General features: G+C 38.0%; 16 protein-coding genes and 1 tRNA gene. 6 read left to right on the forward strand and 11 right to left on the reverse strand.

All coding sequences use genetic code 11. The features are described from left to right. The first annotated feature begins 3 nt into the window (after positions 1 to 3). The gene (locus ND2E_RS02160) at positions 4 to 2,163 is read left to right on the forward strand and encodes a TonB-dependent receptor family protein (RefSeq protein ID WP_052056972.1); all 2,160 of its coding nucleotides are present in this window, start codon (positions 4 to 6) and stop codon (positions 2,161 to 2,163) included. Positions 2,164 to 2,250: 87 nt separating this feature from the next. On the opposite strand, the gene ND2E_RS02155 is transcribed toward ND2E_RS02160, so the two are convergent. After that, entirely contained in the window at positions 2,251 to 4,512 is a 2,262-nt protein-coding gene (locus ND2E_RS02155) for a S9 family peptidase (protein WP_033095608.1), read from the reverse strand. 513 nt (positions 4,513 to 5,025) lie between these two features. Continuing rightward, on the reverse strand, positions 5,026 to 6,414 hold the full coding sequence (radA, locus tag ND2E_RS02150; RefSeq protein WP_033095609.1) for a DNA repair protein RadA: 1,389 nt from the start codon (positions 6,412 to 6,414) through the stop codon (positions 5,026 to 5,028). Between the two features lie 281 nt (positions 6,415 to 6,695). Here radA and ND2E_RS02145 point away from each other — a divergent pair, with 281 nt between their 5' ends. Continuing rightward, positions 6,696 to 9,152 (forward strand): PilZ domain-containing protein, encoded by a 2,457-nt coding sequence (locus ND2E_RS02145; protein ID WP_033095610.1) that lies wholly within the window; start codon positions 6,696 to 6,698, stop codon positions 9,150 to 9,152. Positions 9,153 to 9,255: 103 nt separating this feature from the next. Here the strand turns inward: ND2E_RS02145 and serB are convergent, their stop codons facing one another. After that, a complete protein-coding gene (gene serB, locus ND2E_RS02140; RefSeq protein ID WP_081962112.1) occupies positions 9,256 to 10,266 on the reverse strand; it encodes a phosphoserine phosphatase SerB in 1,011 nt (336 codons plus the stop codon). A gap of 109 nt (positions 10,267 to 10,375) precedes the next feature. Between serB and ND2E_RS02135 the strand changes: the two genes are divergently transcribed. Beyond that, on the forward strand, positions 10,376 to 11,068 hold the full coding sequence (locus ND2E_RS02135) for a hypothetical protein (RefSeq protein WP_033095611.1): 693 nt from the start codon (positions 10,376 to 10,378) through the stop codon (positions 11,066 to 11,068). Here ND2E_RS02135 and ND2E_RS02130 read toward each other — a convergent pair. The 8 genes from ND2E_RS02130 to aceK form a co-directional block, all read right to left on the reverse strand. After that, positions 11,055 to 11,975 carry a TatD family hydrolase gene (locus ND2E_RS02130; RefSeq protein ID WP_223303702.1) on the reverse strand — a complete coding sequence of 307 codons (921 nt, stop codon included), beginning with the start codon at positions 11,973 to 11,975 and terminating at the stop codon, positions 11,055 to 11,057. The two genes, ND2E_RS02135 and ND2E_RS02130, sit on opposite strands and share 14 nt — an antisense overlap. Positions 11,976 to 12,139: 164 nt before the next feature. Continuing rightward, positions 12,140 to 13,903: an arginine--tRNA ligase gene (gene argS, locus ND2E_RS02125; protein WP_033095796.1), complete on the reverse strand. Its 1,764-nt coding sequence runs from the start codon at positions 13,901 to 13,903 to the stop codon at positions 12,140 to 12,142. 337 nt (positions 13,904 to 14,240) lie between these two features. Next, the gene (prfC, locus tag ND2E_RS02120; protein ID WP_033095613.1) at positions 14,241 to 15,821 is read right to left on the reverse strand and encodes a peptide chain release factor 3; all 1,581 of its coding nucleotides are present in this window, start codon (positions 15,819 to 15,821) and stop codon (positions 14,241 to 14,243) included. Between the two features lie 354 nt (positions 15,822 to 16,175). After that, positions 16,176 to 16,424, reverse strand: coding sequence for a hypothetical protein (locus tag ND2E_RS02115; protein ID WP_033095614.1), 249 nt, complete (start codon positions 16,422 to 16,424; stop codon positions 16,176 to 16,178). 165 nt (positions 16,425 to 16,589) lie between these two features. Beyond that, on the reverse strand, positions 16,590 to 17,072 hold the full coding sequence (gene rimI, locus ND2E_RS02110; protein WP_081962113.1) for a ribosomal protein S18-alanine N-acetyltransferase: 483 nt from the start codon (positions 17,070 to 17,072) through the stop codon (positions 16,590 to 16,592). After that, positions 17,069 to 17,443, reverse strand: coding sequence for a DNA polymerase III subunit psi (locus ND2E_RS02105; protein ID WP_033095615.1), 375 nt, complete (start codon positions 17,441 to 17,443; stop codon positions 17,069 to 17,071). Before ND2E_RS02105 ends, rimI begins: the two co-directional genes overlap by 4 nt. A gap of 177 nt (positions 17,444 to 17,620) precedes the next feature. Further along, positions 17,621 to 17,697 (reverse strand) — tRNA-Trp (locus ND2E_RS0122045). Positions 17,698 to 17,958: 261 nt separating this feature from the next. Beyond that, entirely contained in the window at positions 17,959 to 19,746 is a 1,788-nt protein-coding gene (gene aceK / locus ND2E_RS02100) for a bifunctional isocitrate dehydrogenase kinase/phosphatase (RefSeq protein WP_033095616.1), read from the reverse strand. Positions 19,747 to 20,113: 367 nt separating this feature from the next. Here aceK and queA point away from each other — a divergent pair, with 367 nt between their 5' ends. The 3 genes from queA to yajC all read left to right on the forward strand — a co-directional run bounded on the left by queA (position 20,114) and on the right by yajC (position 23,029). Then, a complete protein-coding gene (gene queA / locus ND2E_RS02095; RefSeq protein WP_033095617.1) occupies positions 20,114 to 21,208 on the forward strand; it encodes a tRNA preQ1(34) S-adenosylmethionine ribosyltransferase-isomerase QueA in 1,095 nt (364 codons plus the stop codon). A 159-nt stretch (positions 21,209 to 21,367) separates the two neighbouring features. Next, positions 21,368 to 22,501 (forward strand): tRNA guanosine(34) transglycosylase Tgt, encoded by a 1,134-nt coding sequence (gene tgt, locus ND2E_RS02090; RefSeq protein ID WP_033095798.1) that lies wholly within the window; start codon positions 21,368 to 21,370, stop codon positions 22,499 to 22,501. A gap of 192 nt (positions 22,502 to 22,693) precedes the next feature. Beyond that, entirely contained in the window at positions 22,694 to 23,029 is a 336-nt protein-coding gene (gene yajC, locus ND2E_RS02085; protein ID WP_033095618.1) for a preprotein translocase subunit YajC, read from the forward strand. Positions 23,030 to 23,052: the final 23 nt, after the last annotated feature.

Raw genomic sequence — 23,052 nt, forward strand, 5'->3', positions numbered from 1 at the left:
GTCATGTTATCTCAGTTATTAAAAAGAAAGCCGGTTCAAAGTGTGGCTCTGCAGAAAAGTTATTTAACAATATGTTTAACTGCAGCCCTGATAAGTACGCCCATCATAGCTAATGCGTCGGCATCAGGAATAGTGGTTGATGAGTACATTGAAATTAATAGTCAAGGTGCGGAGCGAACTTTCCCTACAATTGACGAAGCGCGGAGTGAATTGAAAAAAGTTGCAGGTGGTACTAATTTAATTGAAATCGCTAAATTACCTGCAAGGCAAGCGACATTGCAAGATGCATTAGGTTTTGAACCTGGCATTATTATGCAAAGTTTTTTCGGCGGTAATGATCAACCAAGGTTTAATATTCGAGGTTCAGGCATGCAGAGTAACCCTGTGAATCGCGGCATACAGTTGCTTTATGATGGCTTACCCATAAACCAAGCTGATGGCAGTTTTATTATTGGTTTTCTTGATGTGAAATCAGCAGAGATGGTCTCAGTATACCGAGGGGCTAATGCGCAACGGTATGGCGGAACTACATTAGGTGGAGCCGTTAATTTACATAGTCAAAATGGTACTAATGCTAACCCGAGTATTAGACTTGAATATGGTAACGATAACCGCTTAGGGTTAAGTGGACAAACCTCGGGTCAACATGATGATTGGGATTATTATATTAATGCCAGTCATGATAGTTATGATGGTTATAGGAATCATAGCGAGTCAGAGCGAAATAATATTTCTGCTAATATTGGAGTAGATATCAGTGATACTATAACCAACAGGAGCTATTTCCAGTGGAGTGATAATCAATTTGATATCCCGTTTGTTGTACCAAAAGACAGAGCAATATCTGCGCCAAAAGAAGTGTTAGGTGATGGTAATACACCGCTTGATTCTTTGCTAAATGTTTATAAAAGAGATCCATTTCGTGATTCAGCTTTAATTAGAGTTGCCAATAAAACGCGGTTTAGTAGTAATAATTTTCAGCAAGAGTTTGGCGTATTTTATCAAGATGTATCAGACACGTTTACTGATCCACTTGCACATAATGTCACTGAAAGTCAGGATGTTGGTTTTGAATATGCTGCGAGGTTAACTGGGGATTATATTACTGAATTTGATGAGTTTACCTTGTCAGTGAGCGGGAACTCAAGTGATATGAACCGTACTTATTTTGCCAACAGCCCTGAAGATGGGAGCAAATTACAAAAATTTGGTGATTTAGACCTTGAAGCAAGTAATTATATCTTAGCTTTACAGTGGCAAGCACAGTTATCACAAAATATTCAGTTAGTTGCTGCCATGCAAGGGGTAATAGCAAACCGAGATATTAGTGATAATAAAGCAATGGGCCTAAATCAAGAGAATAGCTATAACAGTGTGAATCCTAAGCTGGGGGTCAACTATCAGTTTTCTGAAGATGTTAGGTTTTTTGCTAACTTTAGTAGCACTAATGAAGCGCCAACTTATTGGGAGCTAGTATCAGCATCTGTCAGTCCAAAAAATCCAGCAATGGCAAAGGTCAGCTTGAATGAGTTAGCAGCTCAATCATCCAATACTATCGAGTTTGGCTCAAGTGGTAGTATAGGTCAAACACAGTGGAGTATGGCATTATATCGCAGCGATATTGATGATGAGTTAATTTCAATCGTCAGTGATTTTGCTGTTAATGGCAAAACGGATAATTATGATGCTGGCACTATCCATCAAGGAATTGAGCTAGAGTGGATACAAGGTATAAGTGAAAGCTTGTTCAGCGCTGGAGGCAATTTATCGAGTAAGTTAGTTTATAATTATTCTGATTTTTATTTTTCAGGCGGAGAGTATCAAGGAAACCAAATTGCCGGAGTGCCTGAGCATTTAATGCAATTTGAGTTGCGCTACCAAACGGTGAGTGGTTTATATATTGCGCCAAGTGTTAAGTGGCAAATTGACGATACAGCGATTGATCATGCGAACAGTCAATTCCAAGATGCTCACCTGTTAGTGGGCTTGCAAATGGCTTATCAAGTTAATGAAGACTTGCGCGTTTATCTCGATGGGCAAAATTTGACAGATGAAAACTATCAAACGTCTTATGTTATTCGTGGTTATTCAAATCCGAATCAGCCTAGTTATTTACCCGGCTTTGGCCCAAGTGTCAGCTTAGGTATTAATTATAGCTTTTAGTTTTCTCTATTAAAGTTTAAAGCGAGCCATTTATCAACAGGCTCGCTTTATCAATTAAAGACTTGTTAAGCAATCATAGTATCGATACTACTGCTTAAAGTGTCTATCAAAAAAGTCCATGATAGTAGTGTTTAAGTGCACTTTTACTTTTTTACCACGCATACTGTGTTTACTGCCCGGATACGTCATTAACTCAAATAATTTACCTTCATCTTGTAAGGCTTTAATTAATTTTGTGGTATTGGTAAACAATACGTTGTCATCAGCCATTCCGTGATAAACCATCATTGGGCCGCTTAAACCAGAAACATAAGGGAATACACTGCTCTGTTCATAGCCTGCAGCATTGGCTTTAGGGTGGTTCAAATAACGTTCGGTGTAATGCGTATCATAGAGCATCCAATCGGTTACTGGCGCGCCACTGACACCCGCTTTAAAATAATCACCTGCTTTGAACATTGTCATTAGCGCCATATAACCACCGTAAGAATGACCAAATACGCCAATACGTTCTTTATCAACATAGGGCAGTGTATGGAGGTATTTCACGCCAGTAATTTGGTCGGCAACTTCAACTTGACCCAATGTCTCATAGATTGGAAATTCAAAGGCAGTTCCACGGTAATTAGAGCCACGGTTATCAAGCTGATAAACAATATAACCTTGTTGTAGCATGTATTGAGTGATATCAGCGCCTTGCCACTTGTTAGTGACCAGTTGTGCGTGAGGACCGCCATAAACTCTAACAATAACAGGATATTTTTTCCCTGGTTGCATATTTTTAGGTTTATAGAGCTTGTAGTACAAATCAGCTTTTCCATCATCTGACTTTAATGAACCAAACTCAGGCATAACTAAATTATGATAATACGGTGCTACAGGATGATCAGGCGTTACTTTATTTTCAGCTAACCACGTAATGTGTTTGCCATTAGCTGAGTGTAAACTTACCTGTTTAGGGGTTTTAGTATTTGAGAAGTTATCAATATAACTTTCGCTGGTTTGACTGAAACTTATACTGTGAAAGCCATTGCGTTTCGTTATTCGCTGCACATTTTCAGGCGATTTACCACTTAGAGGAACTTTATATAAATGACGTTCAAGCGGGGTGTCAGCTCGTCCCGTGAAGTAAAGCCAACCATTTTTTTCATCGACACGTGTTAGTGAATCAACTACCCATTCGCCCTTTGTTAACTGTGAAATTAATTCACCTTTTAAGTTGTAATGGTAAAGATGTTTGAAGCCATCACGTTCTGACGCCCAGATAAAAGTTTTATTGTCACTTAAGAAAATTAAATCTTTATGTAAGTTAAGCCAATGATCTGACTTTTCTACTAATAAGGTTTTTTGGCGGCGCTTTTTTAAATTATATGTTTTTAAGGTTAATGTTTGCTGATCGCGACTTTGTAACTGGTAAGATAAATTTTTACTATCTCGAAGCCATTTGACTCTTGGGATATAAATATCTTTATTATCACCTGAATCAATAAAACGAATCTTTTTGCCTTTAATATCGGTAACGGCTAATTGAATATGAACATTATTAGTCCCGGTTGCAGGATAACGTTGCTCAATTAATTCAATTTTTTCTGCGTATATCTCGTTACGAATAACGGTTTGTACTGGGCTTTCATCGACGCGTAAAAAAGCAATGTTTTTTTCATTTGGTGACCACCAATAGCCAGTCATGCGCGACATTTCTTCTTGAGCAACAAATTCACTCATACCATTTTTAATAGTACCGCCACCATCGGTGGTAAGTTGTCGTTCTTCGCCAGATGTAATATTTAATACATAGATATTTTGTTCTCGAATATAGGAAACAAAATTACCTTTAGGAGAAAATTTTACATCGGTTTCAAAACCGACTGTTTCCGTTAAGCGCTTAGCTGTTTTGGTTGCTAAATGGTAGTAGTAAATATCGCCATTAAGTGGGAATAGTAGCGCACTACCGTCTTGAGAGAATTGGTATTCCATAATGCCAACACCATAGATACGTTGGCGCTCACGGCGTGCTTTTTCTTCGTCAGATAAGTTTTCTGGACCACTAAACAATGATTGAGAATCAACAAGCAGTTTATTTTCTTTACTGGCTAAATTATATTCCCACAAATCATAACGATGTAAATCTTCTGCTTTACCTTGTAGGTAGGTTACTCGTGTTCCGTCAGGAGAAAATTTTAATGACTTGGGAGTTTGACCATTTAAAGAAGGCGAACTATAAATGCGCTCAATACTTAATTGTTCTGCGCTTGGTACTTGGATTATTTCATCAGTTGCATTTACCTTTAGCGTTAAGGTCAATGAGCAAGCGAGAGATAAAAGTGCTTTTTTAACAGTAAATTTCATAGGAAAGTTATCTTATTAAGTTATTTAATTGATTTGTGCATACCCATGTTACCTCAAGATGCAAGATTCAGCTGGAATTAGAAACGTCTTTAGGCAAGGTATTGATTGAAGAGAATGGTTGTTCCCTTGTCGAAATCAATAACGTAGCATAAAGCGTTTATAAACCAGCCCTACGGGGATGTCTGAGCAAATCATGCTCTTCGTACCATCTGTTTTTAAGGGAACAACCCTTAATAAAAAGATGCGCCTCGATCATGAATCGCTCAGGCATCCTGAAACTCGCACCTTGAAGTATCATGGGTATAAATAGGTAAATATATGCGCTGTGCCTATGACGTCCATGCCAATATTTTTTAGCTCGAGCACTTTATCAAACACGCGTATATTAAACTAGCAAAGTGATAATAAAGGCTCGATATTTTAAACCGATATTGTCTATAAAACTTGACCTTAGTGTAAGAAAGTATGACAAATGTCTTTGGCTATCATTAGTATGATAATGAACTTCAGTTATTATTTTATCAATTCAATTAGCTCGTGAATGGTTTTTACAGCCCTGATGTTAGCGCCTAAACCTTCCATCGATTTATGATAATTACGATAGGGAATATATATTTCAGTAAAACCATGTTGTGCGGCTTCTTTAACACGCGGTACACCACTGTCTATTGGCCTAACATCACCATTTAAGCTTAACTCACCCATGATGCAGGTCGATCTTGGTATAACAAAATCATTTAGGCTACTTAACAGTGCAGTGACGAGTGCTAGATCAATACAAGTTTCAGACTCATCAATTTTTAAGCCACCGACAATATTAAAAAAAGTGTCGTGAAATATCTTCGTTTTGGTGTGCTTACGCAGTATCCCCGTTAACATTTTAATTCTATTCATGTTTAGACCAACACAAACACGTTGTGGAAACTCGGCCTCGGTTTCAGTGGTCAAGCATTGTATTTCAAGCAATAGGTTGCGGTTACCTTTTCGAATGCAAGTGATTGTTGAGCCGGGAGACTCGGTGCTAGAACCAGATAAAAATATTTCACTCGGGTTATCAACACTGAGCATGCCACGTTCACACATTTTAAAAATGCCGACAGTGTCGATATCACCAAAACGGTTTTTGTTGGCTCTTAGTGTACGGATCTGACCGTCATTCGTGTCGATATGCAATAAAGCATCAACAATGTGTACTAGTGTTTGTGGGCCGGCAATTTCATTGTTTTTATTAACATGGGCGATAATAAACATAGTGACATTGTTTTGCTTGCAGTACTGGGTCAGTGATTGCGCACTGCTTTTTACTTGTGAAGGAGAGCCAGGACTGCCATTAGCATTTTCAGTTATTACCGCTTGAATAGAGTCAATAACTGCAAATTTAATTTTGTTTTTATCTAATTCTTCTATGATGGCTTCAACACTGGTTTCAGCTAATAAATAAAGGTTATCTTCGTCATAATCTAACTTTAATCTGTGCACGCGATTTTTGAACTGAGACAGTGATTCCTCCGCTGTACAATAAAGTGAGGCGTGAACCTTCGACATGCGAGCGACAAGATCAGAAAGCAGGGTGGTTTTGCCTGCTCCAGGATCGCCAGAAATAATATTTACCGAGCCTGTGGTAACACCACCAGATAAAACACGATCAAGCTCTCCAATGCCGGTCAACTTTTTTTCGGCGTCAACGGATTCTATTTCGTTAATTTTTTTAGAGCCACCACCTGTTAAACCAGCATAACCACCTGTATTCGCATTACGAGTAACCCCGTTTTTATTTGCTGATTTGGATATTTTCATTTCTACCAGCGTATTCCATGCACCGCAACGGCATTGTCCCTGCCAACGAGAATGATTCATCCCGCAATCGGTGCAAACAAATTCGATTTTTGCTGCTTTTACCATCTAGATTTACCACCCTTTAAACGATAACATGACTGCAATTAGCGTCTGTCATTGAACAATATTATGTTTATTTTCACTATCAATACAAAACAATTAAAAAATGAATGGTTTTGATTGATCTCTATCATTGAGAGGCATAGAAATTGCTAGGTTTTTAATGATAAAGTCGCTTAGATTATAATGATTTTGATTTTTTTGTCTAAGCAAAAGTCCTAACCCAGCAGTGACACTGTCGCTAAGTGTCAAAAAACATGTGGTAAATCAGAAGTTGATGAAAAATTATGAATAAAGATTTCAGTAAACACCATGATATTATTAATGATTTTCGTGGTGAGGTAAATAAACGGACTTTTGAAGCGAATTATAGTGCTGTAACAGAGCACCTTAATAAAACTGAAAAATTTATATTAAAAATGGAATTAAAACGTTTAGCTGGTCCTTGTGCACGCTCCATCGATTTACGTGGTTTGGTCAATGGTGAATGTCAGTTATTTGACTATCAGGGACAAACTCACTTTTTAGATGAAGTTGCTATTGCTACCTTTAAAGAAAGTGTGGCGAAGTATGGTGGTTATACTTTTGGCGTATATGAAACGGTTAAGAATGCTAAAAACAGTTTTCGTAATATTTATCAAAGTGAGCAAGTTACTCCCAGCGTTATTGAAAGGAATAATAAGCCTGGACCGGAAAAGCTTCAATACCCAGCTAAACTGAATCTTCTAGCAAACTACCCTAATCGTTCTGAAGAACGAATGAACTTTGCCATTCCTATTACGTTAACAGTGCTTAACAAGCAGCAGTTAATGACGACCAGTATTGATCTGAGTGTTAAGGGAATAAAGTTTAAATTGATTAACGAAATCCCTTTATTTAAAGGTGATCAAATAAGTATTGCTTTTACGGGGTTAGAGCAAGAATTTCAATTTAGTAAAGATGATCTTTTTTCGTTTGAAATTAAAAATGTCTTACGCGATTCAGGTACTCAACTTGTCGGTTGCCAACGTATTGATACTCCCAAAAATGATGGCTTTGAGCGCTTCTTAATAGGATACATTCAAGGGAATAAACGTCGTTATAAAATTAATTTAGATAATAGTTTATCGGCATTACAGGCAAGAAGTCTTGAACAGTTTACTTTAGTAAAACTAAATGAACTGATTATCTTTATGCAGAGCAGTAATGGCACTAGCAATAACAAATCACCTCGATATGCACTAACGACCAAGAATAATCAAAAGTTGTATCAATATTGGCGAGATGAAAAGAATCGTTCGGCATTACATTATCTCATTAATTCTGAACGTTTAGAGCGTTTAAACGCTTTACAACAAGATAAGAGCTTATTAGTGTTTAGTTTCATTCATCAGCATAAGGGTGATAAATTTTTCTACACTGTAGATGAAGAGCAACTTAAACATGACCCTGCTTTTTTTCAGCAGTTTTTAGCTTTTGCAGCCAGTAAAAGTAGCTTTGCTATCACTGAATTAAAGTCTCATGTGATAAAGCCTGAACACGCTTATTCACCCTTTACTTTATCTACTGCTATGACTAAGCAGCAAAATTATTTAAATCCACCTCTGACTGATGAAGTAAAAGATATTCTTGCGCAATTACCCTGTGCCGTAACGGCATGCGATATTACCAGTGCTAGTAATTTGACTGATTACCAACAACTAAGTTATGAAGGTATTGATCTTGAAAGGCTAAAAAGCTTAGGTCTAAAGCGTAATGATAATCAAAGCCGAGTTGATGAAATAACGCTAAGTTATGGACACCAACGTCAAGAAGTTCGTTTTAAATATCAGACCCCTGTTAGTATTGAATTGAATGCTGCAAATTGGTCTGGATTGTCAGCAGATTTTTCAGTCTCGGGATTGAAGGTCGATTTAGAAAATCCTGCCGTGCTATCTAAAGGTGATATTGTTCATTTAAGTTTTCCAAAATTACAGAAAATAACTTCAGCTTTTGATTTAAAGAAATTGCCTTATAAGATAATGAGGATCAGTAAAGATAAGAAAGTGGTCAACCTTAGGGTGTCAGTTAAAGAGCATCAACACATAGGTCGATCTTTTTTTAAATTATTAATTGATAAAAATAAAAATAAGTTAACCCCTGATGAATATGCCATGTTAACCCCAGGCTTATCTAGTGCATTAAGAACCTTGTATGCTGTGAATATGGAAATACCTACGGCAATGGTGCAATCTAGTGGTAGTCGCTATAAAGTCGAAAATTTAGCCCTTGGCAAGTATGGCTATCAGAGCCATAAAAACTTGTTATCTGCTATGTCACGATTAAGTGATCGCCATGGTTATCATAATCTATACCCACTGTTGGGTAACTTGCAGGTTAGTAATTTAATCGACCAACATATGAAAAAATTAATGGCTAGTGATACGGCTGTTAATGAACTTATTTATATTGCGATAGATCCAAGTATCAGTGATGTAGACAAATCGGTAACGATAAAACAAGCCAGTGAATTTACTACTCCTCAAATGAGAAACTTTTTTATTAAAAAATCTTTAAATCAGGGGGACTTTTATAGCCTGCAATTGAAACTATCACGGAGTGATGAAGCTAATATGGAGCATTTAACCCCTGAATTGGCGTATATTGGTTCTTATGCAATACACCGTGGTAAACAGCTTGAACAAGAGATTTATAGTGTGGCGGGATTAATTCAACTAATTGATGTGACACAAGAAACATTATTGCGCTATGAGCTGGCAGAATAAAGTACTAAGTATCTGCGCTACTTCAAAATATTGTAACTTACTGTTTGAAGCAGCACAGCTATAGGTTAGTTTCAGACTAGGAATGTTATATATTATATAAAAACTAAGCTAACCAGTGGAGCAGGCAATCTAAACCTTGCACATTAATACTGCTATCGGCCTGAGCTAATACAATAGGCTTCGCATGAAAAGCAACACCAAAACTTGCTGCAGCCATCATGACTAAATCGTTAGCACCATCTCCCATAGCAACCGTTTGTGTTTTTGCTATTTGATACTCTTTACTTAAAATAGCTAATGAGTCTGCTTTTACTTGTGCATCGACCACACTACCAAGCACTTTACCCGTGAGCTTTCCATCAACAATTTCTAGCGTGTTGGCAAATGCGGCATCTAACTTTAGTGTTTCCTTTAGGTGATCAGCAAAATAAGTAAAGCCACCTGAAGCAATTGCAATGCGCCAATTGTGTTTTTTTAGTTCGATAATTAAAGGCTTTAACCCCGCCATTAAAGGGATGTTTTTAGCAACATCACTTAATATGCTTTCTGGTGAGTCAGCTAATGTCGCTACACGTTGATGTAAACTTTGTGCAAAATCGAGTTCACCCAACATGGCACGTTCTGTTACTTCAGCGACTTCTTCACCAACACCAGCAAGCTTCGCTATTTCATCTATACACTCTATTTCAATGGTCGTAGAGTCCATATCCATCACCAATAATCCAGGCACCGCTAATTTAGGCACATCTGATAATAATGCTGCCTCAATTTTATTTTCCAAGGCAAAATCTGCCACAGCTTTACGTGTTTTAATAAAATCATCACAGTTAACTTGAAAACGACAACTTGTTTGATTATTGCGGTGATTAATTGTGGTGAGTGATGTAACTTTAAACTGGGCATGTTTCTGTAGTGCCACTAGCTGTGAGAGGGTGAGCTCTTGAAAGACAACTAGTTCTGTCTGAGCTATTATCGCAGGCCCACTTGCTGAAATATCAGTTAAAGTAAGCGCTTGTTCTGACAAACTGAAGGCGATAGGTAATTGTTTACCTTGGAAATTATTGGCTAAATACTGTTCAAGCGATAGGGGTAGTATAGTGGTAATAAAAGACACGTTAACTCTCTAGGGTATTGGTATATGTAAAAATAATAAACTTCACATCAGTTAACAATCTAACTATAGTGACACTATTGATGCACTAAAATAGTCACCAGTGTTTTTTATGAAGCAAGCAGAACAGCCTTTATACCCTAAATTATCGTCGATTTATAATAAAATCCTGCAATTAGCTAGTGCAATTTTACTTATCATAGTACTGATGAGTCTCTGGCTGTCTACAGGGGAGAGAAATACTGCTAATTTGACCGCGCATTTTAATTATATTGCTAAACAGCAACTCCAACAGGCCATTGCCGGTATAGCTGTTATCCTCGAACAACCCCATAGCAGTAAAATAGAACAAGATAACTTCTTACAACAATATCTCGATGGTTTAACCAAGGTTAATTTTGTTAAACAAGCCCACTTATATGATGCTACAGGACTTTTATTGATATCGAGTGCTTCGGTAGAGAAGGATAAATTAGGCAATGATCTCGCTCCGCTTAAGACCAAGACCATAAATGACCTCTATGGTATTTCCCCACATCAGCGTAATGTAACTGAAACTTTAACGCCTTTTATTGAAGAAATACGGCATAGCGACGCAAGTCGTAATAATCTTCATGGCTACCTTCGATATACCATAGAGCAATCCTATTTAATTGAAGCTTTAGCTAAAGCAGATGAAGAGCAGCAGTCTTTGCAGCGCTTAATGTTATTGTTAGCGGGTTTAGTAGGTTTTTTACTCACTCGAGGGTTAAATCGCTTTAGTAGACGGGGATATCGTTTAGATCCCGCGATTAAAAAGAGTTAACATCTTTGAAAAATATCTGTTCAATATTTTGTTCCAGCTGATTTGCTATTTCTGCAGGCCTTTCAGGGCGTATAATTGATAATACTTCAAAAATTTTGATTAAGTTTACTGGGGAATTAGCTGGTGAATCAGCTTTTAACTCGATGCTCTCTTGCCCATTTTTCTCACTGTTAGTCAGTACTTCTTTACCTATAACCTCACGACTTAATGGCATTGATGGTGCGTCAGTTTCTAAAACCAAACTGTCTAAGGGTAGGCGTTTGAAAGTGTTTATCGTTTTTTTCGCACGAGAATAAGTGATAGTACTACCGACACCAAGTTTAAAGCCCAAATCAATATAAGCCATAGCTTGTTGGTAGCTGCCTGAAAAACCATGAATGATACCGCTTCTCGCTAATTGATACCTTCTTAGAAATGGCATGATTTTATCGTGAGATTGCCTGTGATGGATTATTACCGGGAGGTTTTGTTGTTTAGCGAGATTAAGCTGAAAATCAAAAAAGTATTGTTGGTGATGCAAGTTATCTTCAGGAGTTTGTCCGTGGTTTATGGCTTGTTTGGCGATAGCGCCATCAATGCCAATCTCTCCTACGGCAATGATTTCATTTCGTGATTTTGCTACTAATTTACTTAATTGTGCTAGATGAGAGTCGTTTAGCTCTTGTAAAAACCACGGGTGAATACCTAAACATGGGTAAACCTTAATCGGGTTATTGTTGGTGATATGGTTAAAGTCATCAGGGGTGTGTTTGGCTAGGTTGAGTACTTTTGAAAAGTTGTCAGGTGCAATAGAGGGAACAATGATACGGCTGATGTTGAGTTTGGCGCATTGAGCTAACAAAGCCGGTAAATTTTCTTTAAAGGCTTCATCATCAAGGTGGCAATGGCTATCGGTAAACTGCATCATTACCTCTTTAATTTTCTATTTGTGAGCAATATAATGCTGAGTTTTGGGCAATATAATCCAAGCATTGTCTAATAGGTAACAGTCATGTCACCCCTGAATCGTGTCGTCAGGAATGACATTAAGACCTACGATAAATCACGTATATCGATCTAAATTTATATTAGTTACATACGCTCCATCGTTTCAATGCCTAATATATCTAATCCTTGTTTTAAGGTCTCCGCAATTACTTTACATAAAGCGAGGCGTGAAGCTTTAACTTCATCACTGATGCCTTCTTTAAGAATAGGACAGGCTTCATAAAAACTCATGTAAAGGCTGGCTAATTCATATAGGTAGTTACATAACAAGTTAGGTGTACATTCACTAATAACGGCATCAATAACATCTTCAAGTTGTAATAACTTTAATGCTAAGGCTTTTTCTTGTGGCTCAATGATATTGATAACCGCATTATTTGTTTCTGTATTGCTATTAGCTGTATTTGCTTTTGAAAATATGCTTTGAATACGAGAGTAAGCATATTGTAAATAAGGTGCAGTAGCCCCTTCAAAGCTCAACATCGTTTTCCAGTTGAAAATGTAATCACTGGTACGGTTTTTTGATAAATCGGCGAATTTAACTGCGCCAATGCCGACTTTCTTTGAAATTTCAGCTAAATCATCATCACTAACTTCTGGGTTTTTCTCTTTGATTAATGCCGCAGCTCGAACGACCGCTTCATCAAGTAACTCTGCTAGTTTAATCGTACCACCCGTACGAGTTTTAAAAGGTTTGCCATCATCACCCATCATCATGCCAAACGGACAATGCTGATAACCTACTGTTTCAGGTAGGAAATTAGCTCGACGGGCTACAATCTCAACTTGTTTAAAGTGTAATGCTTGACGAGCATCGGTAAATATAATGATGCGATTGGCTGCTAGTTTGTCGCTGCGATAGCGACATGCTGATAAGTCAGTGGTTGCATACAAGAAACCACCACCAGATTTTTGTACGATAAATACCGGAGCTTCACCATCTTTATTGGCCATTTCATTAATGAAGACAACTTTAGCGCCTTGACTTTCTTCCGCTATTTTTTGCTCCATTAGCTCGTCAATGACAGTTGATAAATCGTCGTTATATGCACTTTCACCCATGATATCTGAGCGTTTTAAAGAAACATTTAACTTAGTGTAAATCTCTTCACTGTGTGTGATTGAAATATCAATAAATTGTTGCCATAACTTGGCACATGCTTCATCACCACTTTGCAGTTTTACTACATCAGCACGTGCTCTATCGGCGAAACCTTCTTCTTCATCAAAGCGAATTTTTGCTTCACGATAAAAATTCTCTAAATCAGCAAGGGCTGTTTCAGCGACTTCATTTCCAGCAAGTTTATCGCTTAAGTGAGCGATTAACATACCAAATTGCGTGCCCCAATCACCCATGTGATTTTGGCGAATAACTTTGTCTCCACGAAACTCAAGAGCTCGGACAACCGCATCACCAATGATAGTTGAGCGTAAGTGACCAACGTGCATTTCTTTGGCAAGGTTGGGTGCAGAGTAATCAACGACAACTGTCTGTTGCTCATCACCCGAATTAACGCCGCGTTGAGCTACGCCAATGCAGTCATCTTGAGCAACTATATTCAGCTGGGCAGCTAACCAGTTTTCATCTAAATGAATATTAATAAAACCAGGGCCTGCTAATTCAACTTTGCTGGCAATACCTTCTAGGTTTAATTCAGCAACAACTTTAGTGGCTAATTCTCGTGGATTAGTTTTAAGTTTTTTAGCCGCTCCCATCACGCCATTGGCTTGATAATCACCAAAGTTTGGACGATTAGATAAACTAACTGCAGGGTTTGTACCTTCAGGTAAGCCGGCTGCAACCATAGCCGCGCTGACTTTTTCACTTAATATATTCTTAATATTCATTGTAATAGACTCTTTATCATTGTTATTTGGCTCAATCTTGGCATCAATGATACTCACATGCGGTGCATGCTCCGTGTCATTTCTTTAACCTTGAACCAACTAACTGCGATAAAGAAGTTATAACGCAGTTAGTGAAATTTATTTCTTAAGCTCTGCTTTATTATTAAAATAATCAGCAAAATATTTTTAATCTTTATTTACGATTTAATTCAGTTTGGTTAACTAGTTCGTTTATTTTACAAGGCGCTTGATCATTTTTATAAGGGAGCTTAGTACACTAAGTGACAGCATAAAAATTATCAAGCAACACCGAAAAATGACGAACTAGGACACCAAACTAATGTTCGCGTGTCGCGTGGAACTGTATATCCGGATGACGCTCTTGCGCTAATGACAAGTTAACCATAGTTGGAGCGATATAGGTTAAATTATCACCGCCATCCAATGCTAAGTTATCACCCGCTTTTTTCTTAAATTGCTCTAAGGTACGTTCATCATCACACGTACACCAGCGTGCCGTAGCAACACTGATCGCTTCGTATATCGCATCAACTTTGTATTCGGTTTTTAAGCGTTGCACAACAACTTCAAACTGCAAGACACCAACTGCACCTACAATCATGTCATTATTGATAAAAGGTCTAAATACTTGTACTGCACCTTCTTCAGATAACTGAATTAAACCTTTCTGTAATTGCTTGGCTTTTAATGGATCACGTAGGCGAATACGACGAAACATCTCAGGGGCAAAGTTTGGAATACCACTAAACTTCATCATCTCGCCACCGGTAAAGCTATCGCCTATTTGAATGCTGCCATGGTTGTGTAAACCAATAATATCACCCGCGTAAGCTTCTTCCACATTGGCTCTATCACCTGCCATAAACGTTACTGCATCAGCAATTTTTACATCTTTAGCTAGTCGAACCTGTTTCATCTTCATGCCTTTTTCATATTTACCTGAGCAAATACGCATAAATGCAATACGGTCACGATGTTTTGGATCCATGTTAGCTTGAATTTTAAAGACAAAACCGGAGAATTTTTCTTCTGTTGCCTTCACTTCACGTAAATCTGTTTGACGGGGTAATGGTTTAGGCGCCCATTTGGTGAGACCGTCAAGCATATGATCAACACCAAAGTTACCAAGTGCTGTACCAAAAAATACCGGTGTTAGTTCACCTTTGAGAAACTCGTCTAAATTAAAATCATGAGAAGCACCTTGCACAAGTTCAAGCTCTTCACGTAAATCTTCAGCAAAGCTACCGACGGCTTCATCAAGTTCAGGATTATCTAGTCCTTTGATGATGCGCACTTCTTGAATGGTGTGACCTAAGCCTGACTGATACAAAAAGGTTTCGTTGGTCACTAGGTTATAAACACCTTTGAATTCTTTACCCATGCCAATTGGCCAAGTAATAGGTGCACATTTAATTTTTAATACTTCTTCAACCTCATCCATCACTTCCATCGGGTCACGCACATCGCGATCCATTTTGTTCATAAAAGTAATGATTGGTGTGTCTCGTAGGCGGGTAACTTCCATTAATTTAACGGTACGTGCTTCAACACCTTTCGCAACATCAATGACCATTAAACATGAATCTACAGCGGTAAGTGTACGGTAAGTATCTTCCGAGAAATCTTCATGGCCAGGAGTATCAAGTAAGTTTACCAGACAGTCATTGTAAGGAAATTGCATTACCGAGGTCGTAATTGAGATACCACGATCTTTTTCCATTTCCATCCAGTCAGATTTTGCATGTTGACCTGATTTTTTACCTTTCACGGTTCCTGCTTTTTGTAAAGCTTGACCGAACAAAAGTACTTTTTCTGTTATGGTAGTTTTACCGGCATCAGGGTGAGAAATTATGGCAAATGTGCGACGTAAATCGACTTGCTCTTGCTGTACAGACATGCAAATTACCTGTTAAGTAAATAGTAGATAAGCACCTTTTGTACTTAGCTTAGTACAGGGCTTTTCATCATTATTAAAAAATTGCGCGCATTGTACCATTAAAGGGCGTGTTGTTTAATACCAAACGGATTAATTTATCGACCAAATTAGAGCTACAGTAGCGAGTCTAAAACAAGTAAAACTATGAAAATATAGCTAGTCAGCATTGTTAGGCATTGGCTGATAGAGTGGTGATAGTTGCTGTCGTGTATAAAGCTAATTATCGACTTAAATAGTGGCTGATGTCCCCGCTGTTTTAGTTGTTCACAACCAAAATATTTTAGCAGAGCTTCGCCTCTTAGGATAGTTTACAACTTAATTAAATAAACTTGAAATGAACTGAGATTCTTTTTGTTCGATTAACGGACTTTGCACTTTAATTAATTCATCTTGGCCATTATTACTGTGCTGTTGATTTACTTTACCCAATAATAATGCGAAAGCTTGTTGCTCACTTAAGCCGGTAATCTGACTAATTTTCTGTAGTGCATCACTAACGACTAGGTTTGTAACAGCTTCGTTAGACAGTAATATATCTGTTTCAGTGCTTAACTTAGTAAACATTTTTTACTCTCCTTAAAATAGGTGTAATAAATACGATTAAAACCTTGTTGAGGTTCTGTACAGTATATTAACTAAAGGAGAGGGATGAACTAGCCACTTTACGTATTCAAGTGTTGTTATTTGTTAACGAGGTCGTTATTTTGTTATCACGGTTGATTGAGATCTTTATTTGCAGTGCATTGACATGACGATAGCATCTTCATAGCCAAAACCAGTGCTGCTTGGGTAATAACCTGTACGACGACTAATCTCGATAAAACCTGCATTCATGTAAAGCATTTGTGCAGAGATATTTTTCGCACGAACTTCTAAAAAGACCTTTGTCGTTCCGAGCTTTTTCGCTTGAGCTAAGAAGCGGTTGAGTAAGACTTTTCCGCAACCTTTACCTTGCTCATCAGGGGTTACACAAATGTCCATCAGTGTTGCCTCACCAAGCACATATTCACCAACGTAAAAACCAATGGCCGCATCGCTAGGTAGATTGATTGCGAGTTTTTCTCCGAAATAACGATTGCCGATACAACTTACAAAGGTTTTTTCACTCCAAGGGTGAGAATGGCAAGCAAGCTCTATTGGCATTAAGGTGGAGACATCAGCGCGCGTTATTGCAGTAAAGTGATGTGTCGTAGCTGTTGCGGGATTACTCATTGTGTTTGCTCAGTCAGTAATTGCCATAATTGCTTTTTAAGCATAGGCGATTTAGATATTTCAGTAAGAGACGGTGTGAGCAACTGCTGCTCATGCCATTGAATTTTGTCATGAGGTGTTGCGGTGAAATACCAATTAAATAACCCTAGGTCTAAGTGATCATTTTGATGGTTGATCTCACCGATAGTTAATTTTAATGCTAATAAAATGTCATGGAATAATTGCAGACTAGCTAAAACGTTTAAGTCAATATCAAGATAACAATTGGCTTGAGCACTATTTTTATCATTTGTGATCTCACGAGTACGGTGCTGCCATAGGCTGATGCCCATTTCAGTGAGTTGTTCAAATTGATGTTGGTTAATGCTCATCGACGATGGTTTATTAGCTCTAAGATTAAGGGTAAATATAATGACAGAATTTACGACAGACTAAAAGTAGATAAATTTACCGAGGTACTAGTATATTAAGCAATACTTTGGTTTATCAGTGATAATAAAAAATAGAAGATTTACTGAGATTGTATAAAAAAGCATTCAGAAGGAAAATGGCAGGGGTGGAGAGACTCGAACTCCCAACCATCGGTTTTGGAGACCGCTGTTCTACCAATTGGAACTACACCCCTGCAACAGATTCGAATTATACTGATGCGCAGGAAAAGGTAAAGAGCAAAGGTCGTTTTTTTTTGTCTTTATAGTCCGTTCGACTGTTTTATCGACAAAGTGCTAGTAAACTAGCCGGTTATACCTAATAAACACTGATAGGTTGGTAAGAGAATAGGGTTACTTTATTTTTTAATAACAAACGTTGTTTAACAATTGCGCGAATTGATTATGGGTTGAGAAAGAGCACCGGCATTATTCAATTATGTCGGTGCTTTGATTTGCTAGTTTTCTGTTTCTGCTTGTTTTTTAGTGCTGTTGAAACTTATATTACAAAAGCGGAATTTATCGGGGTATGGGAAGACATCTTTATAAATACCATTGGCAACATCTTGCTGACATTGCTGCCAATAAGCAGCGGTTAATAAATCTTCGTGGTGTATTTTAAATGCTTTGAGATAGTTTGGATTTGCTAATGCAAACGTGGCTAGCTCTTCAGGAAACATATCGCCAGGCATTACGCTATACCAAGGTTCAGCAGCATATAATTGCTCTTCAGTAACCGCTTTAGGTTTCACTCGAAAGTTGATCTCATTCATATAGGCGATTTCGTCATAATCATAAAAAATCACTCGGCCATGACGTGTCACGCCAAAATTTTTCAGTAACATGTCACCGGGGAAAATATCCGCAGAGATAAGCTGTTTAATGGCTTGACCATAACCGAACATAGCATCATCAATTTTTTGCTGTGCTTTATTTTTAAGCGCATCGGTTAGGTACAGATTTAGCGGCACCATGCGGCGCTCTATATATAAATGTTCAATAATAATAAGTTCATCTTCACCTTCGCCCTCATAGCGAATAATGGACGGGGCTACTTTTTGCAGTTCAGCTAGAAGTTCTTCATTAAAACGTGACTTAGGGAAGGCTACTTCTGAATATTCCATGGTATCGGCCATTCGACCAACTCTGTCGTGTAACTTAACTAAACGATATTTTCCCTTTACGTCTTTCTTAGTTATGTTTTTACTGGGTGAAAACTTATCTTTGATAATTTTAAAGACATAAGGGTATGAGGGCAGGGTAAATACAGACATCACCATACCCTTTATACCAGCAGCTAATTCAAATTGGTCATTACTGCTGTCTAAATGGTTGAGAAAATCGCGATAAAACTGTGTTTTTCCCTGTTTATGAAAACCAATCGCTGAATATAAATCCGCTTTAGTTTTATGCGGCATGAGTCCTTGTAAAAAGTTAACCAGCGCATAAGGGTGCTCACAATCAACAAAAAAGTATGCGCGAGCAAAACCAAATACAACTGCCATACTTTCACTACTGGTGAGTAATGCATCTATATACAAACCACCTTTTTCATTGTTAAGCACGGCAATAATGAATGGCGTTTCTCCCGCTGGCGATAATACTCGACCAATGAGGTAAGCCCCCTTATTGCGATAAAAAGTAAAGTTAAGAATATCAAACTTTAAATCTTCTAACTTAACACGAGTTTTATGGGCTTTGCGGCGAAAGGTATTAATAAGTGCATCAACATCACGATCGAGATCCTCAAAAGGGATCACAGTTCTATGACTATTCATAATGTCACAAATAGTTTGTTTTAGGCCAAGCTCTTTCGGCTGATAAGAGGTGTAAATCTCAGGTTGTGCTTTATCATCGAGGCGGTGCGCGGTACTTTCAACGTAAATATAATCATTGTGATAGTATTTACGTTCGAATAAGTGACAAAATACTGAGTTATAAAAGGTTTCAGCTAATTCAGGCTGTTTATGATTGATTAATAAATCAGAATAAACGGCTTTAATTCGCTGCCATAAAGCATCATCAAGGGAGCAGATATTAAAGTTATCTTTAATTTCATTAAAGGTTTCAGTTACTCGCTCGTCATAAAAATTGGTTCTTGCCCTAGCGGAACGATGAATTTCATTCCATTGACATTGTTGAAACCTATTACGGGCTGACTGAGTAATTTCAGTAAAAATTGCAAAATGGCGCGCAAAGCCGTTAATAATTGTATTGGCAATAGTAAGTGCAAGTTCATCTTTCATAGGGCAATTAACTCTTTAGTCGATTTAAATAAGGGCATGACAACACCGCTTAATACTCATGTTCATTGTTACGCCTGTTTTTGAGGGGCAACCTTTAATAAAAAGATGCGCCTTGTTCATGAATTGTTCAGGTATCCTCAAACCCGAAATATTAAGCTTTTAGCGTATATTTACCAACATACACTAAAAGCTCAATTACAGAGATAGTTTTTCTAAATATTGGTTATAACAAGCAATAATGTTGTTTCAACACAAGTTTGTTCGGTGTTCTATAACCTAAAGGGTTAAAAGTAGCGAATTAACTTGCTATCAATGGCATGCAGCTCTAAAATTACGCCCTTTTTAAAGCAGAAAAATAGCCAATATCATGCGTGTTTCAGACTTTTCCTTTGATTTACCCGAAGCTCTTATTGCTCGATACCCAAAAGCCGAGCGTTCAGCAAGTCGTTTAATGACCTTAAATGGTAATTCAGGTGCGATAACCGATGGTGTTTTTACCGATATAGTTGCGCAATTGAATTCAGGTGATTTACTGGTGTTTAATAATACCAGAGTGATCCCTGCCAGGATGTTTGGCCAAAAAGCCAGTGGTGGAAAAATTGAAGTCTTGGTTGAGCGCATTGTCGATCAGCACACCGCTCTCGCTCATATTCGCGCAAGTAAATCTCCGAAAATAGGCAATGAACTTTTTTTAGGTAATGAACTTGGTAACGAAGACAGTGATGCTAAAGTCAAAGCAACTATGGTGGCACGCCACGGTGCACTGTTTGAATTGAAGTTTACTGGTGATGAATCAGTATTAACAATTTTAGAAAAAATCGGGCATATGCCACTACCACCTTATATTGATAGACCCGATGAAGACAGTGATAAAGAACGTTATCAAACGGTTTACAATGAAAAGCCTGGTGCGGTGGCAGCACCAACAGCAGGTTTGCACTTTGATGAAGCTTTATTAGAAAAAATAAAAGCTAAAGGTGTCGAGTTAGCGTTCGTTACTTTGCATGTTGGCGCTGGTACTTTTCAACCCGTTAAGGTAGATGAAATTGCTGATCATATTATGCACGCTGAGTATGTTGAAGTCTCAGATGATGTAGTAGCACAAATAAACAAAACTAAAGCGGCAGGCGGAAGAGTTGTTGCAGTTGGCACAACCTCAGTACGTTCGCTGGAAAGTGCGGCCAAAGCCGCACAAGATAAAAATGAATCATTAAGCGCTTTTTACGGCGATACCGAAATATTCATCACCCCAGGTTATCAGTTTCAAGTAGTTGATGCGTTAGTGACTAATTTTCACTTATCTGAATCAACTTTACTAATGTTAGTCAGTGCATTTTCTGGTTATGACCATATTATGCCAGCTTATCAGCACGCGATAAGCCATGAATACCGATTTTTTAGTTATGGCGATGCTATGTTCCTCACTAAGCAAGACTCTAACAACGTAGTGAGCAGGAAATAAACAAGAAGTAAGCAATCGTTAACTAAGCGTTAAGCAAAGCTATCTATAAATATAGACAGTATATGCGACCAATGAAAACTATTTATTAAACCAACACCGCCAGCCTGTTTAGCTAGTGGGTGAGAGAGAAAACTTATGACAGAAGCAGTAAAAAATAGAATGAAATATGATCTAATTAGTACCGACGGTAAAGCACGTCGTGGCCGATTAACTTTTGATCGTGGCGTAGTAGAAACGCCAGCATTTATGCCTGTTGGTACCTATGGTACGGTTAAAGGTATGAAAACTGAAGAAGTTGAGGCGACGGGCGCTCATATTATTTTGGGCAATACCTTTCACTTAATGTTACGTCCAGGTACAGAGATTATAGAACAGCACGGTGGCTTGCATGAATTTATGAATTGGAAAGGCCCAATTTTGACCGATTCTGGCGGTTTTCAAGTATTCAGCTTAGGAAAAATGAGCAAAATTACTGAAGAAGGTGTGCGTTTTAGTTCGCCTGTCAATGGTGAAAAAATTATGCTTACGCCAGAGCGCTCAATGGAAGTTCAGCGTAGCTTAAATTCTGATATTGTGATGATTTTTGATGAGTGTACGCCATACCCCGCGAGTCATAAAGAATCAAAAGATTCTATGGAGTTGTCACTTCGCTGGGCACAACGCTCAAAGGATGCTCACGGCGATAGCCCAAATGCACTGTTTGGTATAGTGCAAGGTGGTATGTATGAAGATTTACGTGAAGTCTCGGTTGCGGGCCTAAAAGCAATTGAGTTTGATGGTTACGCCATTGGTGGTTTATCAGTAGGCGAGCCCAAAGAAGATATGGTGCGCATATTAGATCATACTACGCCCTTGATACCTAAAAATAAGCCCCGATATCTGATGGGAGTAGGAAAGCCTGAAGATTTAGTAGAAGGCGTCCGTCGTGGTATAGATATGTTTGATTGTGTCATGCCAACACGTAATGCTAGAAATGGTCATTTATTTGTCAATACTGGTGTTATAAAAATCAGAAATGCTAGCCATAAAACCGATACAGGCCCACTTGATGAGACGTGTGACTGTTATACCTGTAAGAATTATTCTCGTGCTTATTTACATCATTTAGATAAGTGTAAAGAAATTCTAGGTTCACAGTTAAACACCTTACATAACCTTCATTTTTATCAAAAAGTGATGCAAGGTTTGCGTGATGCTATCGAGCAAGGTAAATTAGACGCCTTTGTCGAAGAATTTTACGCTTTACGTGGTTTACCTGTACCGCCATTAGCGGAAGGTAGTAAGCAAGTTTAGTTTTAAGTAATTAAAGAGTTTTGTTAAATCCAGTGGTTTAGTATTTTGAAGAACTTTCGTTTAATTGAAAGGAAAATGCACGGAGCTGACGTTAGTCTGTGAGTACTTTTGACAAATCAATTGAGCGAAAGAGCAATAAAATACATAGTCACTAACTAATGTCTAATCAATAATAAGAAGTAAGAGGAATTTATGAGTTTATTTATCAGTAAAGCACATGCAGCAGCGGCACCAGCAGCACCCGGTGGCGGGATGGAAATGATCATTATGCTAGCCGTTTTTGGTTTAGTTTTCTTTTTTATGATCTATCGCCCACAAGCGAAACGTGTCAAAGAGCATAAAAACTTAATGTCTTCGTTAGGTAAAGGCGATGAAGTATTAACACAAGGCGGCATTGTTGGCAAAATCGTTAAAGTATCTGATGAAAAAGATTTCATCGTTGTAAGTATTAGCGAAGGTACAGAAGTTACTGTACAAAAAAATGCAATTAATGCAGTACTTCCAAAAGGCACAATGAAGTCTTTATAATTTTATCCTTGTTAGCTGGTTTT

The sequence above is a fragment of the Colwellia psychrerythraea genome, assembly GCF_000764225.1.
GTDB lineage: Bacteria > Pseudomonadota > Gammaproteobacteria > Enterobacterales > Alteromonadaceae > Colwellia > Colwellia psychrerythraea_D.

Bases quoted from the DNA above. Each gene is read 5' to 3' on its own strand.
- aceK (WP_033095616.1), bottom strand. From the start codon at position 19,746: ATGAAAGATGAACTTGCACTTACTATTGCCAATACAATTATTAACGGC.
- queA (WP_033095617.1), top strand. From the start codon at position 20,114: ATGCGTGTTTCAGACTTTTCCTTTGATTTACCCGAAGCTCTTATTGCT.
- ND2E_RS02160 (WP_052056972.1), top strand. From the start codon at position 4: ATGTTATCTCAGTTATTAAAAAGAAAGCCGGTTCAAAGTGTGGCTCTG.
- ND2E_RS02155 (WP_033095608.1), bottom strand. From the start codon at position 4,512: ATGAAATTTACTGTTAAAAAAGCACTTTTATCTCTCGCTTGCTCATTG.
- yajC (WP_033095618.1), top strand. From the start codon at position 22,694: ATGAGTTTATTTATCAGTAAAGCACATGCAGCAGCGGCACCAGCAGCA.
- ND2E_RS02145 (WP_033095610.1), top strand. From the start codon at position 6,696: ATGAATAAAGATTTCAGTAAACACCATGATATTATTAATGATTTTCGT.
- tgt (WP_033095798.1), top strand. From the start codon at position 21,368: ATGAAATATGATCTAATTAGTACCGACGGTAAAGCACGTCGTGGCCGA.
- ND2E_RS02135 (WP_033095611.1), top strand. From the start codon at position 10,376: ATGAAGCAAGCAGAACAGCCTTTATACCCTAAATTATCGTCGATTTAT.
- prfC (WP_033095613.1), bottom strand. From the start codon at position 15,821: ATGTCTGTACAGCAAGAGCAAGTCGATTTACGTCGCACATTTGCCATA.
- ND2E_RS02115 (WP_033095614.1), bottom strand. From the start codon at position 16,424: ATGTTTACTAAGTTAAGCACTGAAACAGATATATTACTGTCTAACGAA.
- rimI (WP_081962113.1), bottom strand. From the start codon at position 17,072: ATGAGTAATCCCGCAACAGCTACGACACATCACTTTACTGCAATAACG.
- ND2E_RS02130 (WP_223303702.1), bottom strand. From the start codon at position 11,975: ATGATGCAGTTTACCGATAGCCATTGCCACCTTGATGATGAAGCCTTT.
- radA (WP_033095609.1), bottom strand. From the start codon at position 6,414: ATGGTAAAAGCAGCAAAAATCGAATTTGTTTGCACCGATTGCGGGATG.
- argS (WP_033095796.1), bottom strand. From the start codon at position 13,903: ATGAATATTAAGAATATATTAAGTGAAAAAGTCAGCGCGGCTATGGTT.
- ND2E_RS02105 (WP_033095615.1), bottom strand. From the start codon at position 17,443: ATGAGCATTAACCAACATCAATTTGAACAACTCACTGAAATGGGCATC.